The organism is Novibacillus thermophilus (genome assembly GCF_002005165.1).
Lineage (GTDB): Bacteria > Bacillota > Bacilli > Thermoactinomycetales > Novibacillaceae > Novibacillus > Novibacillus thermophilus.
In genome coordinates, this window is the sequence record NZ_CP019699.1 from 1,187,429 (window position 1) to 1,204,766 (window position 17,338).

Here is a 17,338-nt window from a genome sequence, read left to right on the forward strand (position 1 = left end):
TGTAACACAGCACGAAACATGGGAGTGGACAAACGAAGTGGACGTACGAGTAAAACCGACAAAACGGCTGGCCGGAACGATCAACCCGTTATCATCGAAAAACTATACGACCCGCTACTTACTGGCTGCGGCCCTTGCCGACGGGACGAGCACGATCCTCCATCCGGCTGAGAGTGAGGACGGAGAGGCGATGCGTCGCTGTTTGCGCCATCTCGGGGCCGGCATAACAGAGGACGGAGAACAGATGACCGTCACCGGGTTTGGACGCCGTCCGCATCCGGTGAAAGAACTGGACCCGGGAAACGCCGGTGCCGTCGCCCGCTTTCTGATGGCTGTCGGAGCGTTTTTGCCTGAGGTGACGTTTATAAACAGTTATCCCGCTTCCCTCGGGAAGCGGCCCCACGGAGATCTGTTAAAGGCGCTGGAACAAATGAACGTGAGATCGGAGTCGCGGGACGGGAGATTGCCCGTGACTCTGTACGGCGGAAACCCGAAAGGGGGCCACATTTCGGTATCGGGTGCAATCAGTTCGCAGTTTTTAAGTGCGCTATTGTTTTTAACGCCGCTATTGGACGAAAATTCCACTGTAGAAGTCACAGGAGGTTTAAAGTCGAAGCCGGCTGTGCGGCAGACGCTGGACGTTTTAGACCAGGCGGGAATCGCCATTGAGGCAGACAAAGATTTGTTGCGGTATCGTGTTCCCGGCAGACAGGAGTATCAAACCAACACGTACACTGTCCCGGGGGACTATCCGGGGACGGCGGCGATCATGGCGGCGGCAGCGGTGCTCGAATCGGACGTGACGATCTTGCGCATGGACGCGCATTCGCTGCAAGGGGAACGGGCGATCGTGGACGTGCTGCGAAACATGGGCGTGCCGCTCAAACACGAAAACGACACCGTCTCCATTCGTGGCAACGGCCGGTTGCGAGCGGTAGAGTTTGACGGTGACCGGGCGACGGACGCGGTGCTGGCGATGACGGCCGCCGCCGTGTTTGCCGAAGGGACATCGCGTTTTTACAACGTGGAAAACTTGCGTTACAAAGAGTGCGACCGCATCTCTGATTTCCGGAGGGAACTGGTGAAGGCGGGAGCTGTTGTCGAGGAAAAGCAAGATGAGATCATCGTCCGCGGATCACCGCAAGGGTGAAGGGCGGGGTGGAAATTCACTCCCACTACGACCACCGGGTAATCATGGCGCTAACCGTCGTCGGCTTGCGCTCAGATGAAGGGGTGCTCATCCGCGACGCACACCACGTGGCCAAGTCGTACCCCCAGTACTTCGACCACTTGCGCGCCCTGGGAGCCGAGATCGAAAAGATTGACACGTGACAGCGGGTCATGATTGCCCGACAAAGCAGGAGGCAGCATGGAGGTCTTTCGTGAGAATACATGCTGCCATGCTTGCTTTTAGCATCAGAACATACTGACCGATTTGTATGAGAGAGGGGATGTCTTCAGACATCCCCTCCCCCATGTGCTTTTGATTCCCTTGCTGGTGAATGGCATTGTGTTTGCTCACTGCCAATGTAAACGGAATGCAGCGTTTTTTAGCTCTCCTGCCGTCTCATCCCCACTTCTGTGACTCGTTTTTCTTGTGGCGGACGACGAAACGTGCGATGCGCGCCATTGCCTCCCGCAAGTTATCGATGGATGTGGCGTAAGAGCAGCGAACGTGTCCTTCCCCGCTTTCTCCAAAGACGTGCCCGGGCACGACGGCAACCTTTTCCTCCATGATGAGTTTCTCGGCAAATTCGGACGACGTCATGCCGGTCGATTCAATGTTGGGGAATGCGTAAAACGCCCCCGCCGGTTCGTGACAGTCCAAACCGGCGGCCCGGAGTGCGTGTATCACAAAATTTCGCCGCTGCCGGTAACTTTCGATCATGCGCTGCATTTCGTCAAATCCGTTTTTCAACGCTTCGATCGCCGCCATTTGGGCGTTGATGGGTGCGCACAACATGGTGTACTGATGAATTTTCGTCATCGCTTGAATGACGTCTTCCGGCCCCGTCGCGTATCCGATGCGCCAGCCCGTCATGGCGAAAGCTTTGGAAAAACCGGAAAGCAGTACGGTGCGCTCTCTCATGCCCGGGAGGGACGCAAAACTGACCGGGTGGCCGGTGTAATTCAGTTCAGCGTAAATTTCGTCTGAGACGGCCAAGAGATCCAATTCTCGCACGACGTTGGCAATGTCCATAAACTGTTTGCGGGTCATGACGGCTCCTGTCGGATTGTTCGGATAAGAGAAGATAATCGCTTTGGTCTTGTGCGTTACGTTTTGGCGAATGTGGTCCGGGGTCAACGTGAACCCTGTCTCTTGGGTCGTGCGGATTTTAACTGGCACGCCGCCAGCCATGCGAATGATGGGATCGTAAGAGACGAAGCACGGCTCCACGACTAAAATTTCGTCCCCGGGATTCGTGATCGCTCGGATGACGAGATCAATGCCTTCGCTGGCGCCGACGGTGACGAGCACTTCTCTCTCCGGGTCGACGTCCACGGCGAATCGCTCGAACAGATACCGCGAAATCTCTTTGCGCAACTCTAACAGACCACTGTTGGACGTATAACTCGTGTAGCCCCGTTCCAGGGCGGCAATAGAGGCTTCTCTCACGTGCCACGGGGTGACAAAGTCCGGTTCCCCCACCCCTAGTGAAATGACACCTTCCAGTGTTTGGGCCAAATCAAAAAATTGACGAATACCGGACGGCGGCATATTTCGGACGTTTTCGGCAATGCGTGTCATGGTGTGACGACCATCCTTTTATCGTCGTCGCTTTCTTCAAAGACGACACCGTCGTGCTTATACTTTTTTAACAAGAAGTGGGTCGCCGTGGAGACGACTGAATCGAGAGTCGCCAGTTTCTGTGAAACGAAATAGGCGACTTCTTTCATCGTTTTCCCTTCTACAGTGACAGAGAGGTCGTACGCGCCAGACATGAGGTAAACCGATTTCACTTCTGGAAACTTGTAAATGCGCTCCGCGATTTTGTCGAACCCGACATCGCGTTTTGGAGTGACTGTCACATCGATCATCGCGGTAACCTTGCCGTTTTCGTCAAACTTCTCCCAGTTAACGAGGGTGGGGTATTTGACGATAACGTGCTGTTCTTCCAGTTCTTCCACCATTCTCTCGACTTCTTCTTTTGATAGGTCGAGCATGCCGGCCAGTGTGTCGGCATCGTACCGGCTGTTTTCTTCAATCAGCGTCAGCAGCTCTTTCGCTTTAGTCCGATCCAACCGACTTCACTCCTGATGATTTTTAGCGACTAATCATGATCTTATCGCAACACGCCTCAATCGACAACCCATTTTTGACCCTTTCTCCTATCGTATGACCGTGGCGGTGAAAATGAAAAAGCACCTCGGAAAAAGGTGCTGACGAAGTGGTTGGTAAGAGACTAAAATTTTAACCGGCGCCCTGACCCGCAGTTGTTTCCAACACTCGCCGTTCGACGTAATCGTGAAAAAACCACTCCACGATGGCGATGATGAGGGCGGAGAGAACAGACACGAGGTACGTGTACGATTGGTAGATCAAAAGTCCGGCCACCCACACGAAGGCAGCGTCTGCGATGGGAGCCACAAATTTTCCCGCGTACTTGAGGACGATGAGATCGCCGAGGACGTAGCCTATTAGCGTAAACAGCACACTCATTAAGAGTGTCTCGTAAAAAGTAACGGCAAAGTTGACGGTGATAAACAAGGCGATAAACACGGAAATGAATTTAATTCCCAGGGCTTTTAAATGGATCAAGGATGTTCCCCCTTTTTGTCAGGCGACTCCCTATTAGTGTGGCATCCACAATCGCTTTTATGTACGTAGGACGCGGGAACTTCGTTAAATGCAAAATCAGGTGGAGGAATGCCATTCATTTCCTCCACCTGTTTCGTTTGGAGCTATAGAGATATCTCCTGTCCTTTTTGGCTAGCTGTTCGATTGACTGCTCTCGGCTTTGAGCGGCAAGGATGCTGGGTCGGAACGGGTGATGCCGTCGTAAGTCACAGCAGCGAGACACGCTCCCATCAGGGGACCGATCACGTAGACGGGAAACTCAGTCCAGTGGATCGTTCCCCCGAACAGACTGGCGACGACGTAGGGACCAAAGGTGCGGGCAGGGTTGAAGGAAGCGCCCGTCGGTCCAGCTGTCATCATGATGATACCCCCGACGGTCAACCCGATCACGAGTCCCGCAAATCCTTTTGGAGCCCGGGGATCGACGGCGACGGCCATAATGACTATCATCAGAATAAACGTTTCCAGCGCTTCTATTAGAATCCCTTGGACGTAACCGGTAGTAGGCGCGAGTACAGTCGCTCCCACATTCCCGACAGTTGCGCCGCTTTGGCCGAGCACGAGCAAAATCCCGAGCGCCCCTGCGACTCCTCCTGCTAACTGAGCGGTGACGTACGCGGGCACGTCATGCCACGGAAAACGTTTGACAGTGGCAAGTCCGACAGTTACGGCAGGATTGATGTGGCATCCGGATATTCCCCCGAAAGTGTAAACCATCGCCGCCACGATAATCGCAAAGGCCAAACCGATCACGCCGATGTCCGCCAACGTCGCAGCTCCACCGGCTTCGGCCGTTAGGATGCCGTTAAAGGCTGCGGTTCCCGGGCCGATGAGAACGAGGAGTGCCGTTCCGATAAACTCGGCTGCACATCGCTTAAACAATGAGGGTGGATGATCCATCGTGACCACCTCTCACGGTTTTAACTGACCATGCCGTGGGGGTCGATGACGAACTTCTTGGCAGCGCCTTTGTCGAAGTCGCGGTACCCCTTCGGTGCGTCATCGAGGGAGATGACGGTGGCGTTCACTGCCTTGGCGATCTGCGCCTTGTCGTGAAGGATGGCCATCATCAAATCGCGGTGATACCGCATGACCGGTGTTTGACCGGTGACGAAATGGTGCGCTTTAGCCCATCCAAGCCCGATGCGGATCCTCAATGTTCCGACTTGGGCATCTTCGTCGATCCCTCCCGGGTCGCCGGTGACGTACAGACCTGGAATCCCCAGTTTTCCTCCGGCCCGAGTGACATCCATAATCGTATTTAACACAGTAGCAGGTGCTTCCTCGTGGTCTGTTTTATGGCCGTATGCCTCAAAACCGACGGCGTCGATGGCGCAGTCGACTTCCGGCACGCCGAGTATTTGCTCAATCTGTTCGCCAACGTCGTCGTGTTGACTCAAATCAATCGTCTCACAGCCGAAACTTCTTGCCTGGGCCAGCCTTTCCGGCTTCAGGTCGCCCACGATGACGACTGCGGCACCTAGCAGTTGTGCCGAATGGGCTGCCGCGAGTCCTACGGGGCCAGCACCTGCCACATACACTGTGGAACCGGTTTTCACACCGGCACTGACGGCGCCGTGATACCCGGTGGGGAAGATGTCAGAGAGCATCGTCAAGTCGAGTATTTTCTCCATCGCTTGATCTTTGTCCGGAAACTTGAGCAACTGGAAATCTGCATACGGGACCATGACGTACTCTGCCTGACCGCCGACCCAGCCGCCCATGTCGACATAGCCGTAAGCGGAGCCGGGACGATCTGGGTTGACATTCAAGCAGATGTGGGTGTTGCCCTCTTTGCACATGCGACAGCGGCCGCAGGCGATATTAAACGGAACAGACACGAGGTCACCTTTTTTAATAAATTCAACATCGCGCCCAACTTCGATGACTTCACCAGTAATTTCGTGTCCCAGCACGAGTCCCACCGGTGCTGTCGTGCGGCCCCTGACCATATGTTGGTCACTGCCGCAAATGTTTGTCGTTACGACTTTCAAGATGACACCGTGTTCGCACTTGCGTCCGACGTTCAACGGATTGACTCCCGGACCGTCCTTCAGCACGAGCTCTGGGAAATCGATGTTCTGCACCTCGACCTTTCCGGGTCCGGTGTAAACGACAGCCCTGTTACCCGCCATTCCGCATTCCTCCCTTGATAAAGTAATCATTTTGTGCTCGCCAAATTAGGAAGCAAAAACCGTGCCATGTAAGTAAATCGCTGTCCCCGGACATGTTTACAGAACACGCCAGGATAGATGTTCCACTTTTTAACGATTCAGTTGTTCCGTTTTGGAACATATATGAAAATTGTTATAATTAGGGCGGAAAGTGTGATATAATGATCGCGAATCCAACTGTTCGGGAGGTGGTCGCGTTGTCATCCCTGAATACGTGGAGTGATACCGAAATCGTTCAAAAGTCTTGGAAGCGCTGTCAAAAATACGGCCTAAGGCCGACAGATGCAGTTTACGATTCAGTCATGACCGGTAGACGTTTGAACGAAATCATAAAAGAAAACGAAACATTTATTCAACACACTGTTCGCATCTTGGAAAAACTTGCGCCGTACATCCGTCAATCGGGGCATATTGCGACGCTGGTGAGCAAAGATGGGACCATCGTTCACACTGCAGGCGACCCCAGTTTTGAAGAACAGGCCAGAACAGTCCACCTGCAAGTCGGAACCAATTGGCAGGAGCGCCGAAAGGGGACGAACGCGATGGGCGTCGCCTTAGTTGAACAAAAGCCTGTCCGCGTTCACGGGGCCCAGCATTTTTATGTAAAAAATCGCTTTCTGACGTGTGCGGCCAGCCCGGTGTTCACGCCGAGAGGTGAGTTGGCGGGGGTGATCAACATGAGCGGAAGAAAGGAAAGGTTTAACCCGCTCACGTTGTCACTCGTGAGCATGGTGGCCGAAACTTTGCAAAGTCGCCTGTTACTCGAGGAGGCGCAGCATGAACACGTTTTGACCGTAAGGGAGCTTGAGCGCACAGTCGACTTTACCCCCTTTCCGCTTGTATCGTTAGATCACGAGCGCCGAATCATTCGGGCGAATCAGGCTGCGCGGCGACTTCTAGGACAAGATTGCATCGGCAAAGAATTTAAGGAAAAAAAGGGGTTTGTCGTTGAAACGATTTCCGACAAAACTCGTAAAACGTGGCGGTCTGTAGCCGTTTACAAAAGAGAGAGACAAAAGAAAGAACGGCTGTACACCTTTCAAGATATCGCCGGAGCTTGTCCGCGTATCCAACATGTGAAACGCCTTGCTGCTAAAGCGGCCATGACGGATTACCCTATTCTCCTTTTAGGGGAGAGCGGAACAGGAAAAGAACTGCTGGCCCAGTCTATCCACACGGCCAGTCCGCGCGCTGATCGCCCCTTTATTGCCGTAAACTGTGGCGCGTTACCGGACAGCCTCTTGGAAAGTGAATGGTTTGGCTATGAGAGGGGAGCTTTTACAGGCGCCAGGCGGGAAGGCGGTATCGGCAAATTTGAGGCCGCTCATTTAGGCACGATTTTTCTCGATGAAGTGGGTGATTTGTCGCCGCGGGCTCAAGTGGCTTTGCTTCGTGTTCTACAAGAAAAAGTCATCACCCGTGTCGGCGGCGTCAAAAGTCGACAGGTGGATGTACGCGTTGTTGCAGCGACGAACAAAGATCTGTTGCGGGAGGTGAAAAAAGGGACGTTTCGCACTGATTTGTACTACCGGTTGAAGGGTATCCAACTATCCCTTCCCCCGCTTCGCGAACGGAGTGACATTATTCAGTTAGCTGAAACTTTTTTAGAAGAGATGGATTACCCTTCCGCTCGCTTGTCAAAAGAAGCTCAAGAAAAACTTGTCTCTCACAGTTGGCCGGGCAATGTCCGTGAACTGAAAAGCGCTCTCGTTCAAGCCGCTTTTTTGGCCGAAGGGGGCGACATCCGGCCTGAACATTTGCAGTTTGAATGGGATCACGGCGATGATGACCGCACTGACAGTGTTCCCACTTTAAGAGAGGTGGAAATAGCCGCTATTCAAAGATCGTTGAAAGCAACGGGATGGAATGTCAGCCGAGCGGCTGAACTGTTACAAATCGGACGAAATACACTGTATCGCAAGATGAAAGGGTATCAGATCGAAAAATTGTGAAACTGAAGACGTCAATTGCCCGCGTGTCGAAAGGGCGTACAGTGTGCGAGACGATCGCTCTCCAAGTCGTACTTTGCCCAAAGTGCTCAGGCGGGGAGCCGGCAAGGGACGGCAGAAGTGACTGAAAAAGCAGGTTTAAACATTGTGTTCCGCCGCTTCTGCCGCTCCTTGCTGCAGCAAGTACATTTTGTGATACAGCCCTTTTTTCGCCAGCAGTTCCCGGTGGGTGCCCCGTTCCACGATTTCTCCTTGGTGCAGCACTAAAATTTGATCGGCGTCTTGAATTGTGGAAAGGCGGTGGGCAATGGCAATCGTCGTACGGCCTTTGCGCATGTTGTGTAACGCCAGTTGAATCGCCTCTTCCGTTTCCGTGTCGACACTTGCCGTCGCCTCGTCGAGGACGAGAATTTTCGGATTTAAAGCCATCGTGCGGGCGAAAGAGATAAGTTGCCGCTGTCCGCTGGACAGCGTAGTCCCCCGTTCCCCGATCGGTTCGTCGTACTGTTGCGGCAGGCGTTGGATAAACGCATCTGCTTGAACGAATTGGGCGGCTTGTCGAATGTCCTCGTCACTAATGTCTGCGTGACTTAAGCGAATGTTGCTCTTCACATCTCCGACGAACAAAAACGAGTCTTGCAACACGAGCCCCATTTTACGTCGCAACTCCTCGTTGTCGAACGTCTCAAGCGGTGCGCCGTCAATGGTGATCTGCCCCCGGTCGAGGGGGTAGAAACGCATCAACAAATTGGCAACGGTACTTTTCCCGCTTCCGGTGTGGCCGACGAGGGCCACTGTTTCCCCGGGTCGGGCCGTAAATGTAATGTTTTTTAACACGTCGGTCTTCCCGTCGTAAGAGAAAGAGACATTGTGAAATTCGATGTGCCCCCTTTCGATACGCGGTGTCTCGTCTCCTTCTTTCTCGGGGGCGGTTCGCTTGTCGTCCAGCAGGCCGAAGACACGTTCGGACGACACGATCGCTTGTTGAAATTGATTCAGCCACACCATCATGTCATTGACCGGTTCAAAAAAGCGGCCCAAGTAGTTGACAAAGGCGTACAACACCCCAATTTCCACTGTATGTGAGAGCGATTGAAACCCGAAGAACATCAGCACGACGACAACAGCCGCTGCGTAAAGGAACTCGACGGCCGGTCGGAGCAACAAACTGTTCAATTGAATGTTTTTCATTAAAGCGCGGTAATGGTGCTCGTTGATGTGGGCGAATTCGCGCCGCATCCGTTTTTCTTGCCGCATTGCCTGGATGACGTTCATTCCTGAAATCGATTCGTTCAGTTTCGTGTTGAGCTGGCTCAGTTTGAACCTGGCAACGCGGTAAACTTTGGCGCTGAAGTAGCGGTACACGAGCATGAGTCCGACGATGAGCGGCATGAACGTCAAGCACATCATGGCCAGGCGGACGTCGAGGACGAACATGCCGACCATGATGCCCACCAGGAATACGCCGTTTTTCACAAACGTTGACAACACGTGGACGAACAAATCTTTGATCGCTTCAGTGTCGTTTGTGATCCGGGAGACGAGACTCCCGCCAGGCGTTTGGTCGAAAAATGTGAGACCGAGGTCCTGCACTTTGTTAAACACATCGATGCGCAGCTGTTGAATAATTTTGAGCGCCACCTTTTGAAAGAGAAGGAGCTGGTAGTAGTTCAGCCCGACAGCGGCTACGTGCAGTGCGCCGTAAGTGACACACAAGATGGTGATCGGCCGCCAGTCAAAAATGCGCGGTGTCAAATAGTCGTCAATAAAGACTTTCGCCAGAATCGGCCCCACGACATCTGCCGCTGTGCCGCACATGAGCAGCAAAAAAGCGAAGGAGAGCGTCTTTTTGTAAGGTTTTGCATAACCGAGCAAGCGGCGAAAGGCCCGATGTGGCGAAAGGGATTCGGTTGTGTGCCATTCGTTCAAGACGTCATGCCTCCTTTGGCGACGAGTGCTTCCAACTGTTGGCTGCGGTAGACGGAAGCATACCATCCTTCGTTGTTCATCAAGTGATCATGTGTGCCGCGTTCGACGATGCGCCCTTGATCCAGCACGAGAATGAGGTTCGCGTGTTGAACGGCGCTCAAGCGGTGCGCGGCAATGATGGTCGTTTTGTTTTGCCGGGTCTGTTTGAGAGAGCGGAGAATCGCCTCCTCGGTTTTGGCGTCAACCGCTGACAGCGAATCGTCGAGAATGAGGATGTCCGGATCGGCGAGCAGTGCCCGGGCAATGGAAATACGCTGTTTTTGTCCCCCTGACAGCGTGACGCCCCGTTCGCCGACGATGGTGTCGTATCCGTCCTGAAAGCCGAGAATGTCCTCGTGAATGTGGGCGAGACGCGCCACGCGTTCAATTTCCCCTTGTGATGCATCGGGGTTGGCGAACGCAATATTTTCCGCAATTGTGGCCGAGAAGAGGAAGTGGTCCTGTGGCACGTAGCCGATCGAACGGCGCAAGGCGTCAAGCGTGTAATTGTAAATCGACCGTCCGCCAATGGCGATATCCCCGTTTTCACAGTCGAACTCTCTCAGCAACAGTTTCAGAACGGTCGTTTTGCCGCTCCCGGTTTTGCCGACGAGCCCGACGGTTTCGCCAGGTTGGAGCGAGAAGTGAACATTTTGTAACGCAGGTGTCTCCTGCCCGGGGTAAGCAAAAGTTTGAATGTGGAACGCGATCTCCCCTTGCGGCCTTTCGTCGACGGCTCCTTCCCGGTTGACGATGTCCGGTTTGATCTTCAGCAGCCGGCTAATGCGGTCGTACGATGCGCGGCCCCGTTCCACAATGTTGAACAGAAAACCGAGGGCCAGCATCGGCCAGATCAGAAGACCTAAGTAAATGGTGAAACTCGTCAATTCCCCAAGGGTCATGGTATTGCGTACGACGAACACGGCTCCGAAGAAAATGGCGAGAAAGTAGGAGATGCCGACGATGAAGGAAATCGTCGGATCGAACAAGGCGTCGATTCGAGCGACGGCCATGTTCTTGTCCACAACGTCAGCCGACTGCTTGCGGAATTTTGCTTTTTCCGCTTCTTCTATGCCGAATGCCTTGACCACCCGCATTCCAGCGACGTTTTCCTGCACTTTGTCGTTCAATTCGGAGAACGCTGCTTGGGCTTTGTGAAACCGTTCGTGCAACAGGGTGCCGTACCGGCTCGTCGCCCAGGCCATGAGCGGCATCGGCATTAACGTAATCAAAGTCAGTTCCCAGCTGAAAAAGAACATGACGATTACCACGAGGCTGCCCATGACAACGGAGTCGACCAAAGTGAGCACACCTTCCCCTGCTGTCCCTTCGACAGCCTGTACGTCGTTTGTCGCATGAGCCATTAAATCTCCGGTGCGCCTTTTTTGGAAAAAACCAGGGGACATGTTCGTAAAGTGTTCGTACAGCTGGTTTCTCAACTGCCGCCCGAGTTTGATTGCAGACCCGAACAGCATGGACCGCCAAATAAAGTTGGAACCGTAATGAATGACACCGGACGCGAGTATCAGTCCGACCCAAACAAGCAGGGTATTGACAGTGAGTGATTTTTGTTCTATGTGATCGACGATGACACCGACGACGTACGGCGGCACCAACGAGAACGAACTCGCTACGATTAAAAAGATAATGCCGATGATGTAACTCTTTTTCTCTTGTACAAAAAACCACCACAAGTCGCGAAAAACACGCATTTTCTTTTCCTCCACCGACTGTATTCGCATATTTGACATAAAAACACCATGGGTGGAACACAACCCATGGTGTGATCGTTTCGATGTACATTGACCGGTTAAGTACTAAAGTGTCAAACCGTCCAAACAAGAGGTTGTGTCATGAACTGTGTATGACATTGTGGACTGTGAGGAAAACAAACCGCTATTTGTACGCATGACACACACCTCCTTTTATTATGGGAATTTTCCTACATGGGCTATTATATAAAGGTTTCGATAAGAAGTAAAGCTTTATGCTTCGCTATTTTTATGACAAGTGAAAAATTTAACCCGCGCACGGTTTGACGTTACACACCTCGAATTGTGATAAACTGGACGAAAAGAAGAGGACAGGGAGTGGTGGCATGAAAAAAGCGCTGCTTTCGTGGAGCGGGGGGAAGGACTGTTTACTCGCCTTGGAACGCATACGTCAGCAAGGGACATATGACGTGGTCAGCCTTTTGACGACGGTGACAGAGGATGTCGACCGGATCAGTATGCACGGTGTGCGGCAGTCACTCCTCGAAGCGCAAGCCCAATCGTTGCAGCTTCCGGTGACAACGGTTCGAATTCCGCCAGCGGCGAACAACGACACATATGAACAGCGAATGCGTGAAACGTTGGAGCATTTTTGCGATGACGGGGTGGATACCGTGATTTTTGGCGACGTTTTCCTGACCGATGTGCGGGAGTACCGGGAACGACAGCTGGCTCAAATGGGAATGAGGGCGCACTTTCCCCTTTGGGGAGAGGCGACAGACCGATTGGTACAATCGTTTTTGGCGGAAGGTTACAAGGCGACGACAGTGTGTGTCGATGCGGAAGCGCTGCCGAAACGGTTCGTCGGTCGGGATCTGACCCCATCCTTTTTTAAGGAGCTCCCGGACACGTGTGACCTTTGCGGGGAAAACGGGGAATATCACACATTCGTGTACGACGGACCGGCATTTCGATCGCCGATACCGATTGTAAAGGGGGATATCGTCCTGCGCGAGAAACGGTTTTACTATTGTGATTTACTGTTAGATCGACAGTGAGAGGCACATGTTCCCCGTTCTTCTCCATATACATGTGAGAAAGAGGAGTTTATTCGGGGGAGGAAACGTGATGGCAGTACGGCCGCCTATTCTGAAACCGGGGGATACGATCGGGATCGTGACGTTAGGCAGTCCGCCGGATGCCAACGTCATTGACGCCCGCATCGCCACATTGCGAAATTTAGGGTTTAATGTCGTATTGGGGCAGTATGTGTACGCCCGGAACGGATTTCTCGCCGGGACGGATGAAGAGCGAGCATTTGACTTAATGAACATGTTCCAAAATGAACAAATAGACATGATATTGCCTTCCAGGGGCGGAGTGGGAGTGGCCGGCATTTTGCCGCATCTCGACTACGGGATCATCCGGGAAAACCCCAAAATTATCTCCGGGTACAGCGACATCACCGTATTGTTAAATGCTTTGTACGAGTATGCCGATCTCATTACGTTCCACAGTTTGATGTTGATTGATTTCAACTTGGCGACTCCTGCGTACAACTACGATCAGTTTTTTGCCGCCACGTCGACATTGACAGCGCCCCGGCCGATTATGAATCCGCCGGGAATTCCGACCGTGAGCCGAGTGCCGGGGAATGTGACAGGGCCCATTGTCGGAGGCAATCTCACGTCTTTCGTCGATACGTTGGGAACCCCCTTTGAGATTGATACGCGAGGGCGCATCCTGTTCCTGGAAGAAATCCGCGAACCGGTGAATACAGTTTACCGGTATATGAACCATCTGAAATTGGCTGGAAAATTCGAGGACTGCATCGGCATCGTGATGGGAGAGTGCACGGGGTGTCAGGTGGCGTACGGCATGTCGTATGAAGATCTCATCAACGAATTCGTCGTTCCCCTCGGCAAACCGCTGATGACGAATCTCGCCACGGGACACGGATCATATAAGGCAGCGATTCCGATTGGAGCAAATGTCAATCTGGATACCGTCAACAACACGTTAACCGTGTTGGAGCCGGCTGTCAGCCGTTGATAAGGGGTTAAGGCGGTTAACCACCCTTCATGCACTACACCCCGACTTCAGCCGGCCTTTGTCCAACTGTTGCAGGGACGCGTTCAGCCCGTCCGCTTCGATAAACAAACCATCCATTGCTTTGGGCGTAGGGCCTCACATTCTAAGCAGAGTGGAAAAGTAGAGCACTTCGTTTGCATGCCTGAAACAAATATCGCTACAACCTGACTGGTAACCTGGGTTGCCGCATTAAAAACTTAATTATATTTTGGTAACCAGTCACCATGTGCTTCAATCAAATCGTCACACAGAGAAACAATATCATCGATCGATAATTCGGCTGATGTATGTGGATCTAACATAGCGGCTTGATAGATGTATTCTTTCTTTCTTGTCATTGCAGCTTCGATCGTGAGCAATTGAGGATTAATGTGGGTTCGGTTTAAAGCTGCTAATTGCTCAGGCAAATCCCCGACATATGTAGGTGCAACACCACTGGCATCCACCAGACAAGGAACTTCGACACATGCTTTCCTTGGGAGATTACTAATTAATCCACCAGTGTTTAACACGTTACCTCCGAACTTAAACGTTTTATTCGTTTCCATTGCTTCGATGATATAGGAGCCATACTCATGAGTACGTTCATGAGTTAAATCTCTGTTATGAACTAAGTGTTCACGCATTTTTTTCCAGTCTTTAATTTGCTTTTCGCAGCGCCTTGGATATTCATCTAACGGAATGTTGAACTTATCAATTAATTCAGGGTATTGTCTTTTGATAAAGTAAGGGTAGTATTCTGCATTGTGTTCGGAAGATTCAGTTACGTAATACCCAAATCGCAGCATCAATTCAAAACGAACCATATCGTCATGCTTGGTTTGTTGTTTTATCAGGGCTCTTTTTTTTATTTCTGGATACAAGTCTTCTCCATTACGTTTAATTTCTAGCAACCAGGCCATGTGATTAATCCCGGCGATTTTCCATTGAATGTTATCCGTCGGCATATCTAATGATCTCAATAATTGATCTGCACACACTTGAACACTGTGACATAATCCGACTGTTTGTATTCCTCCATATTTTATCATGGTTCCAGTGAGTACAGCCATTGGATTAGTATAGTTTAAGAACCAGGCATCAGGACACACTTCCTGCATGTCCCTGGCAAAATCCAACATGACAGGAATCGTTCTCAAACTACGGAAAACGCCTCCAATTCCAATCGTGTCGGCTATCGTTTGACGTAAGCCGTATTTCTTTGGAATTTCGAAATCTGTTATTGTACAAGGATGATACCCTCCTACTTGAATGGCGTTAATGACGTATTTTGCGTTTCGTAAAGCTTCTTTCCGATTTGTGTAGGGAACAATCTTTACTGTTGAATTCAGGCGCTCTTTTAAATGGTTTAACATCATGTCAGAATCCCGTAACCTTTTTTGGTCAATATCGTATAGGGCGAACTCGAATCCTTGTAAAGCAGGAACTGTCATACAATCTCCAAGTAAATTTTTTGCAAAAACTGTACTGCCTGCACCGAGAAAAGTAATTTTCGACATTTTTGTTTGACCTCCTGATCACGTAGAAATACGGAATTGGGTTATTTACTAAATTTAACTAAAAACACTCAAGAGTATTTATCTAAATACTCTTTTTTCTAATAAAATATGATAGCATATGTTTTTTATTCAGAAAATATTGATTAATAAATTTCTATTTGATAATATTTAAAATAAAAATTTATATAACATGTAAAAATACATTGGGATCGATTTTATATAATTTTTTAGTAAATATTTATTAAGTTAAAGCTCTTTAAAAAGAGGTTGAGTAATATGGCCACCATAAAAGACATTGCTGAGCGTGCAAAAGTGTCTGCCTCTACGGTCTCCCGTGTACTTAATAATGATGTGACCTTATCGGTATCCGAAGACACACGGCAAAGGATCGTAAGATGTGCCGAAGAAATGCAGTATAAGACAGTAAGGGAGCGAAAACGAGAAAAAGAAAAGTTATCTATTCATAACAAAAGAATAGGTATTGTCTTGAATAAATCAGTAGAAGAAGAACAGAGTGATCCCTACTTCTTGGACATTCGACAAGGTATTGAAGATGAGTGTCGTAATAGAGGTCTCTTTTCAACTGAGTTATTTAGGCCGAACTGCTTCAGCTTCGGATATCCATTTGATGAATTGGACGGTTTGATCGTTGTGGGGAGATTAAATGTGAAAACGGTACAAGTGTACAACGAGTTAAAAGAATACAGTAAAAAGCGCGCAAACGTTGTGTACATCGATTACTCTCCGTGTGATCAAATGTTTGATTCCGTGGCGGTAGATTTTGAAAAGGCTACAAATATGGCGTTAGATCATTTACTAAGCCTTGGCTATAAAAGTATTGGTTTTATAGGGGCTTGTCAGGTAGAAAAGTTTGGTCAAAAGAAGCAGATTATGGATGATTTGAGAAAAATTTTTTTTGAAAAAAGGATGAAGCAGGAAGGGTTGTATCGTCCTCAGGATACTTATATTGGAAATTTTACGATGAGCGATGGTTATGAGCTCATGAAAAAAGCGATAAAAAGAAAAAATCTTCCTGAGGCTTTTTTCATAGCAAGTGATCCAATGGCGGTAGGCGCGTTAAAGGCGTTACAAGAAAATAAAATTGATGTCCCCACACAAGTTGCCATTGTAAGTTTTAACGACATTGAAATGGCTCGTTTTGCCAGCACATCATTAACCACTATAAAAGTGCATACACAAGAGATGGGGAAGTTAGCGGTAAAACTTTTGTTAGATCGCTTGAATGGAAGGGCAATTCCAATAAAGGTAACAGTACCGACAGAACTCGTGGTTCGTGAAAGTTGTGGGAGCCAACTGAAAAGAAAAGCGACGTACAGCTAATACGTCCATACGAGGTGGTGGTAGATGCTGTGACGATTGTATATCTTCTTCCTTTATCCTAATAGAAACGGAGGTATCGTAATGAAGAACTTTTTAAAGTTTTTTGTTTTAGTGTCCCTTCTAATCTTATTCTCAACTGGTTGTGGCAATGCGAGTGGCGATTCTACCAATGATCCATCTTCTGGAAAAGATCAAGTCACCTTAACGTTTTTTTCCACTATTACGATGGAGCCTCAAAAAGAAGTGATGGCTAGTGTAGTTGATCAATTTGAAGAAGAAAATCCTGAGATAGTTATTGATGACAACTATCCAGGAGGTGAGTACGAAAGTATGCTCCGTGTGAAGATGGCTGCTAATGACATGCCAGATTTATTCGACACACATGGATGGGCAAAAAAACGTTACGGTGAGTATGTAGTTGATCTAAGTAATATGGAGTGGGTTGACAGACTGGACCCTGCTTTAGACCAAATCTTTAAGGATAAAGACGGTAAAGTTTATGCATACCCTTTAAATCAAGCAAAAGATGGGTTGATTTACAATAAAACGCTTTTAAATAATTATGGAATTGATCCTCCCGGCACATTCGAGGAATTTATGGCCGCATTGGAAGAGATTAAAGAAAAAAGCGATGGAGAAGTGATCCCTTTTTGGTTTGCAGGGTCGGATAAAGGTGCGTTAGCTCAATACTTTGATCAATTTGCAACCCCCCTATTAATTACACATCAAGATCATAACTATGAAGAAGAGCTGTTGAATGGATCAAGTCCGAAATTGTGTGTAAAAAGCTCCTCGGTTAGATAAG

Annotated in this window: 13 protein-coding genes and 1 pseudogene; 6 read left to right on the forward strand and 8 right to left on the reverse strand. The window is 49.9% G+C overall.

The window, feature by feature from the left end; translation table 11 throughout:
• The first annotated feature begins 37 nt into the window (after positions 1-37).
• Positions 38-1,332: pseudogene (gene aroA / locus B0W44_RS05910) on the forward strand (3-phosphoshikimate 1-carboxyvinyltransferase).
• A 235-nt stretch (positions 1,333-1,567) separates the two neighbouring features.
• On the opposite strand, the gene B0W44_RS05920 reads toward aroA, so the two are convergent.
• From B0W44_RS05920 to fdhA, 5 genes are all read right to left on the reverse strand, one after another.
• A complete protein-coding gene (locus tag B0W44_RS05920) occupies positions 1,568-2,749 on the reverse strand; it encodes an aminotransferase class I/II-fold pyridoxal phosphate-dependent enzyme (protein ID WP_077719219.1) in 1,182 nt (393 codons plus the stop codon).
• Positions 2,746-3,243 (reverse strand): Lrp/AsnC family transcriptional regulator, encoded by a 498-nt coding sequence (locus tag B0W44_RS05925; RefSeq protein ID WP_077719221.1) that lies wholly within the window; start codon positions 3,241-3,243, stop codon positions 2,746-2,748. Before B0W44_RS05925 ends, B0W44_RS05920 begins: the two co-directional genes overlap by 4 nt.
• 169 nt (positions 3,244-3,412) lie before the next feature.
• Positions 3,413-3,760: a DUF2512 family protein gene (locus B0W44_RS05930; protein ID WP_077719222.1), complete on the reverse strand. Its 348-nt coding sequence runs from the start codon at positions 3,758-3,760 to the stop codon at positions 3,413-3,415.
• Between the two features lie 171 nt (positions 3,761-3,931).
• Positions 3,932-4,699, reverse strand: coding sequence for an MIP/aquaporin family protein (locus B0W44_RS05935; protein ID WP_077719223.1), 768 nt, complete (start codon positions 4,697-4,699; stop codon positions 3,932-3,934).
• A 20-nt stretch (positions 4,700-4,719) separates the two neighbouring features.
• The gene (gene fdhA / locus B0W44_RS05940) at positions 4,720-5,934 is read right to left on the reverse strand and encodes a formaldehyde dehydrogenase, glutathione-independent (RefSeq protein ID WP_077719224.1); all 1,215 of its coding nucleotides are present in this window, start codon (positions 5,932-5,934) and stop codon (positions 4,720-4,722) included.
• A gap of 236 nt (positions 5,935-6,170) precedes the next feature.
• On the opposite strand from fdhA, the gene B0W44_RS05945 reads away from it, so the two are divergent.
• The gene (locus B0W44_RS05945) at positions 6,171-7,925 is read left to right on the forward strand and encodes a sigma-54-dependent Fis family transcriptional regulator (RefSeq protein WP_228441561.1); all 1,755 of its coding nucleotides are present in this window, start codon (positions 6,171-6,173) and stop codon (positions 7,923-7,925) included.
• Between the two features lie 135 nt (positions 7,926-8,060).
• On the opposite strand, the gene B0W44_RS05950 is transcribed toward B0W44_RS05945, so the two are convergent.
• On the reverse strand, positions 8,061-9,851 hold the full coding sequence (locus tag B0W44_RS05950; protein WP_228441563.1) for an ABC transporter ATP-binding protein: 1,791 nt from the start codon (positions 9,849-9,851) through the stop codon (positions 8,061-8,063).
• Positions 9,848-11,602 (reverse strand): ABC transporter transmembrane domain-containing protein, encoded by a 1,755-nt coding sequence (locus B0W44_RS05955; protein ID WP_077719227.1) that lies wholly within the window; start codon positions 11,600-11,602, stop codon positions 9,848-9,850. The genes B0W44_RS05950 and B0W44_RS05955 overlap by 4 nt, the downstream gene beginning before the upstream one ends.
• A gap of 386 nt (positions 11,603-11,988) precedes the next feature.
• On the opposite strand from B0W44_RS05955, the gene B0W44_RS05960 reads away from it, so the two are divergent.
• Both B0W44_RS05960 and B0W44_RS05965 read left to right on the forward strand, forming a co-directional pair.
• A complete protein-coding gene (locus B0W44_RS05960) occupies positions 11,989-12,660 on the forward strand; it encodes a Dph6-related ATP pyrophosphatase (RefSeq protein WP_077719228.1) in 672 nt (223 codons plus the stop codon).
• A 70-nt stretch (positions 12,661-12,730) separates the two neighbouring features.
• The gene (locus B0W44_RS05965) at positions 12,731-13,654 is read left to right on the forward strand and encodes a S66 peptidase family protein (protein WP_077719229.1); all 924 of its coding nucleotides are present in this window, start codon (positions 12,731-12,733) and stop codon (positions 13,652-13,654) included.
• Between the two features lie 236 nt (positions 13,655-13,890).
• Here the strand turns inward: B0W44_RS05965 and melA are convergent, their stop codons facing one another.
• Positions 13,891-15,192 carry an alpha-glucosidase/alpha-galactosidase gene (gene melA, locus B0W44_RS05970; RefSeq protein WP_077719230.1) on the reverse strand — a complete coding sequence of 434 codons (1,302 nt, stop codon included), beginning with the start codon at positions 15,190-15,192 and terminating at the stop codon, positions 13,891-13,893.
• A gap of 276 nt (positions 15,193-15,468) precedes the next feature.
• Here melA and B0W44_RS05975 point away from each other — a divergent pair, with 276 nt between their 5' ends.
• Entirely contained in the window at positions 15,469-16,533 is a 1,065-nt protein-coding gene (locus B0W44_RS05975; protein ID WP_077719231.1) for a LacI family DNA-binding transcriptional regulator, read from the forward strand.
• A gap of 81 nt (positions 16,534-16,614) precedes the next feature.
• Positions 16,615-17,337: an ABC transporter substrate-binding protein gene (locus B0W44_RS05980; protein WP_077719233.1), complete on the forward strand. Its 723-nt coding sequence runs from the start codon at positions 16,615-16,617 to the stop codon at positions 17,335-17,337.
• The last annotated feature ends 1 nt before the right edge of the window (position 17,338 follow it).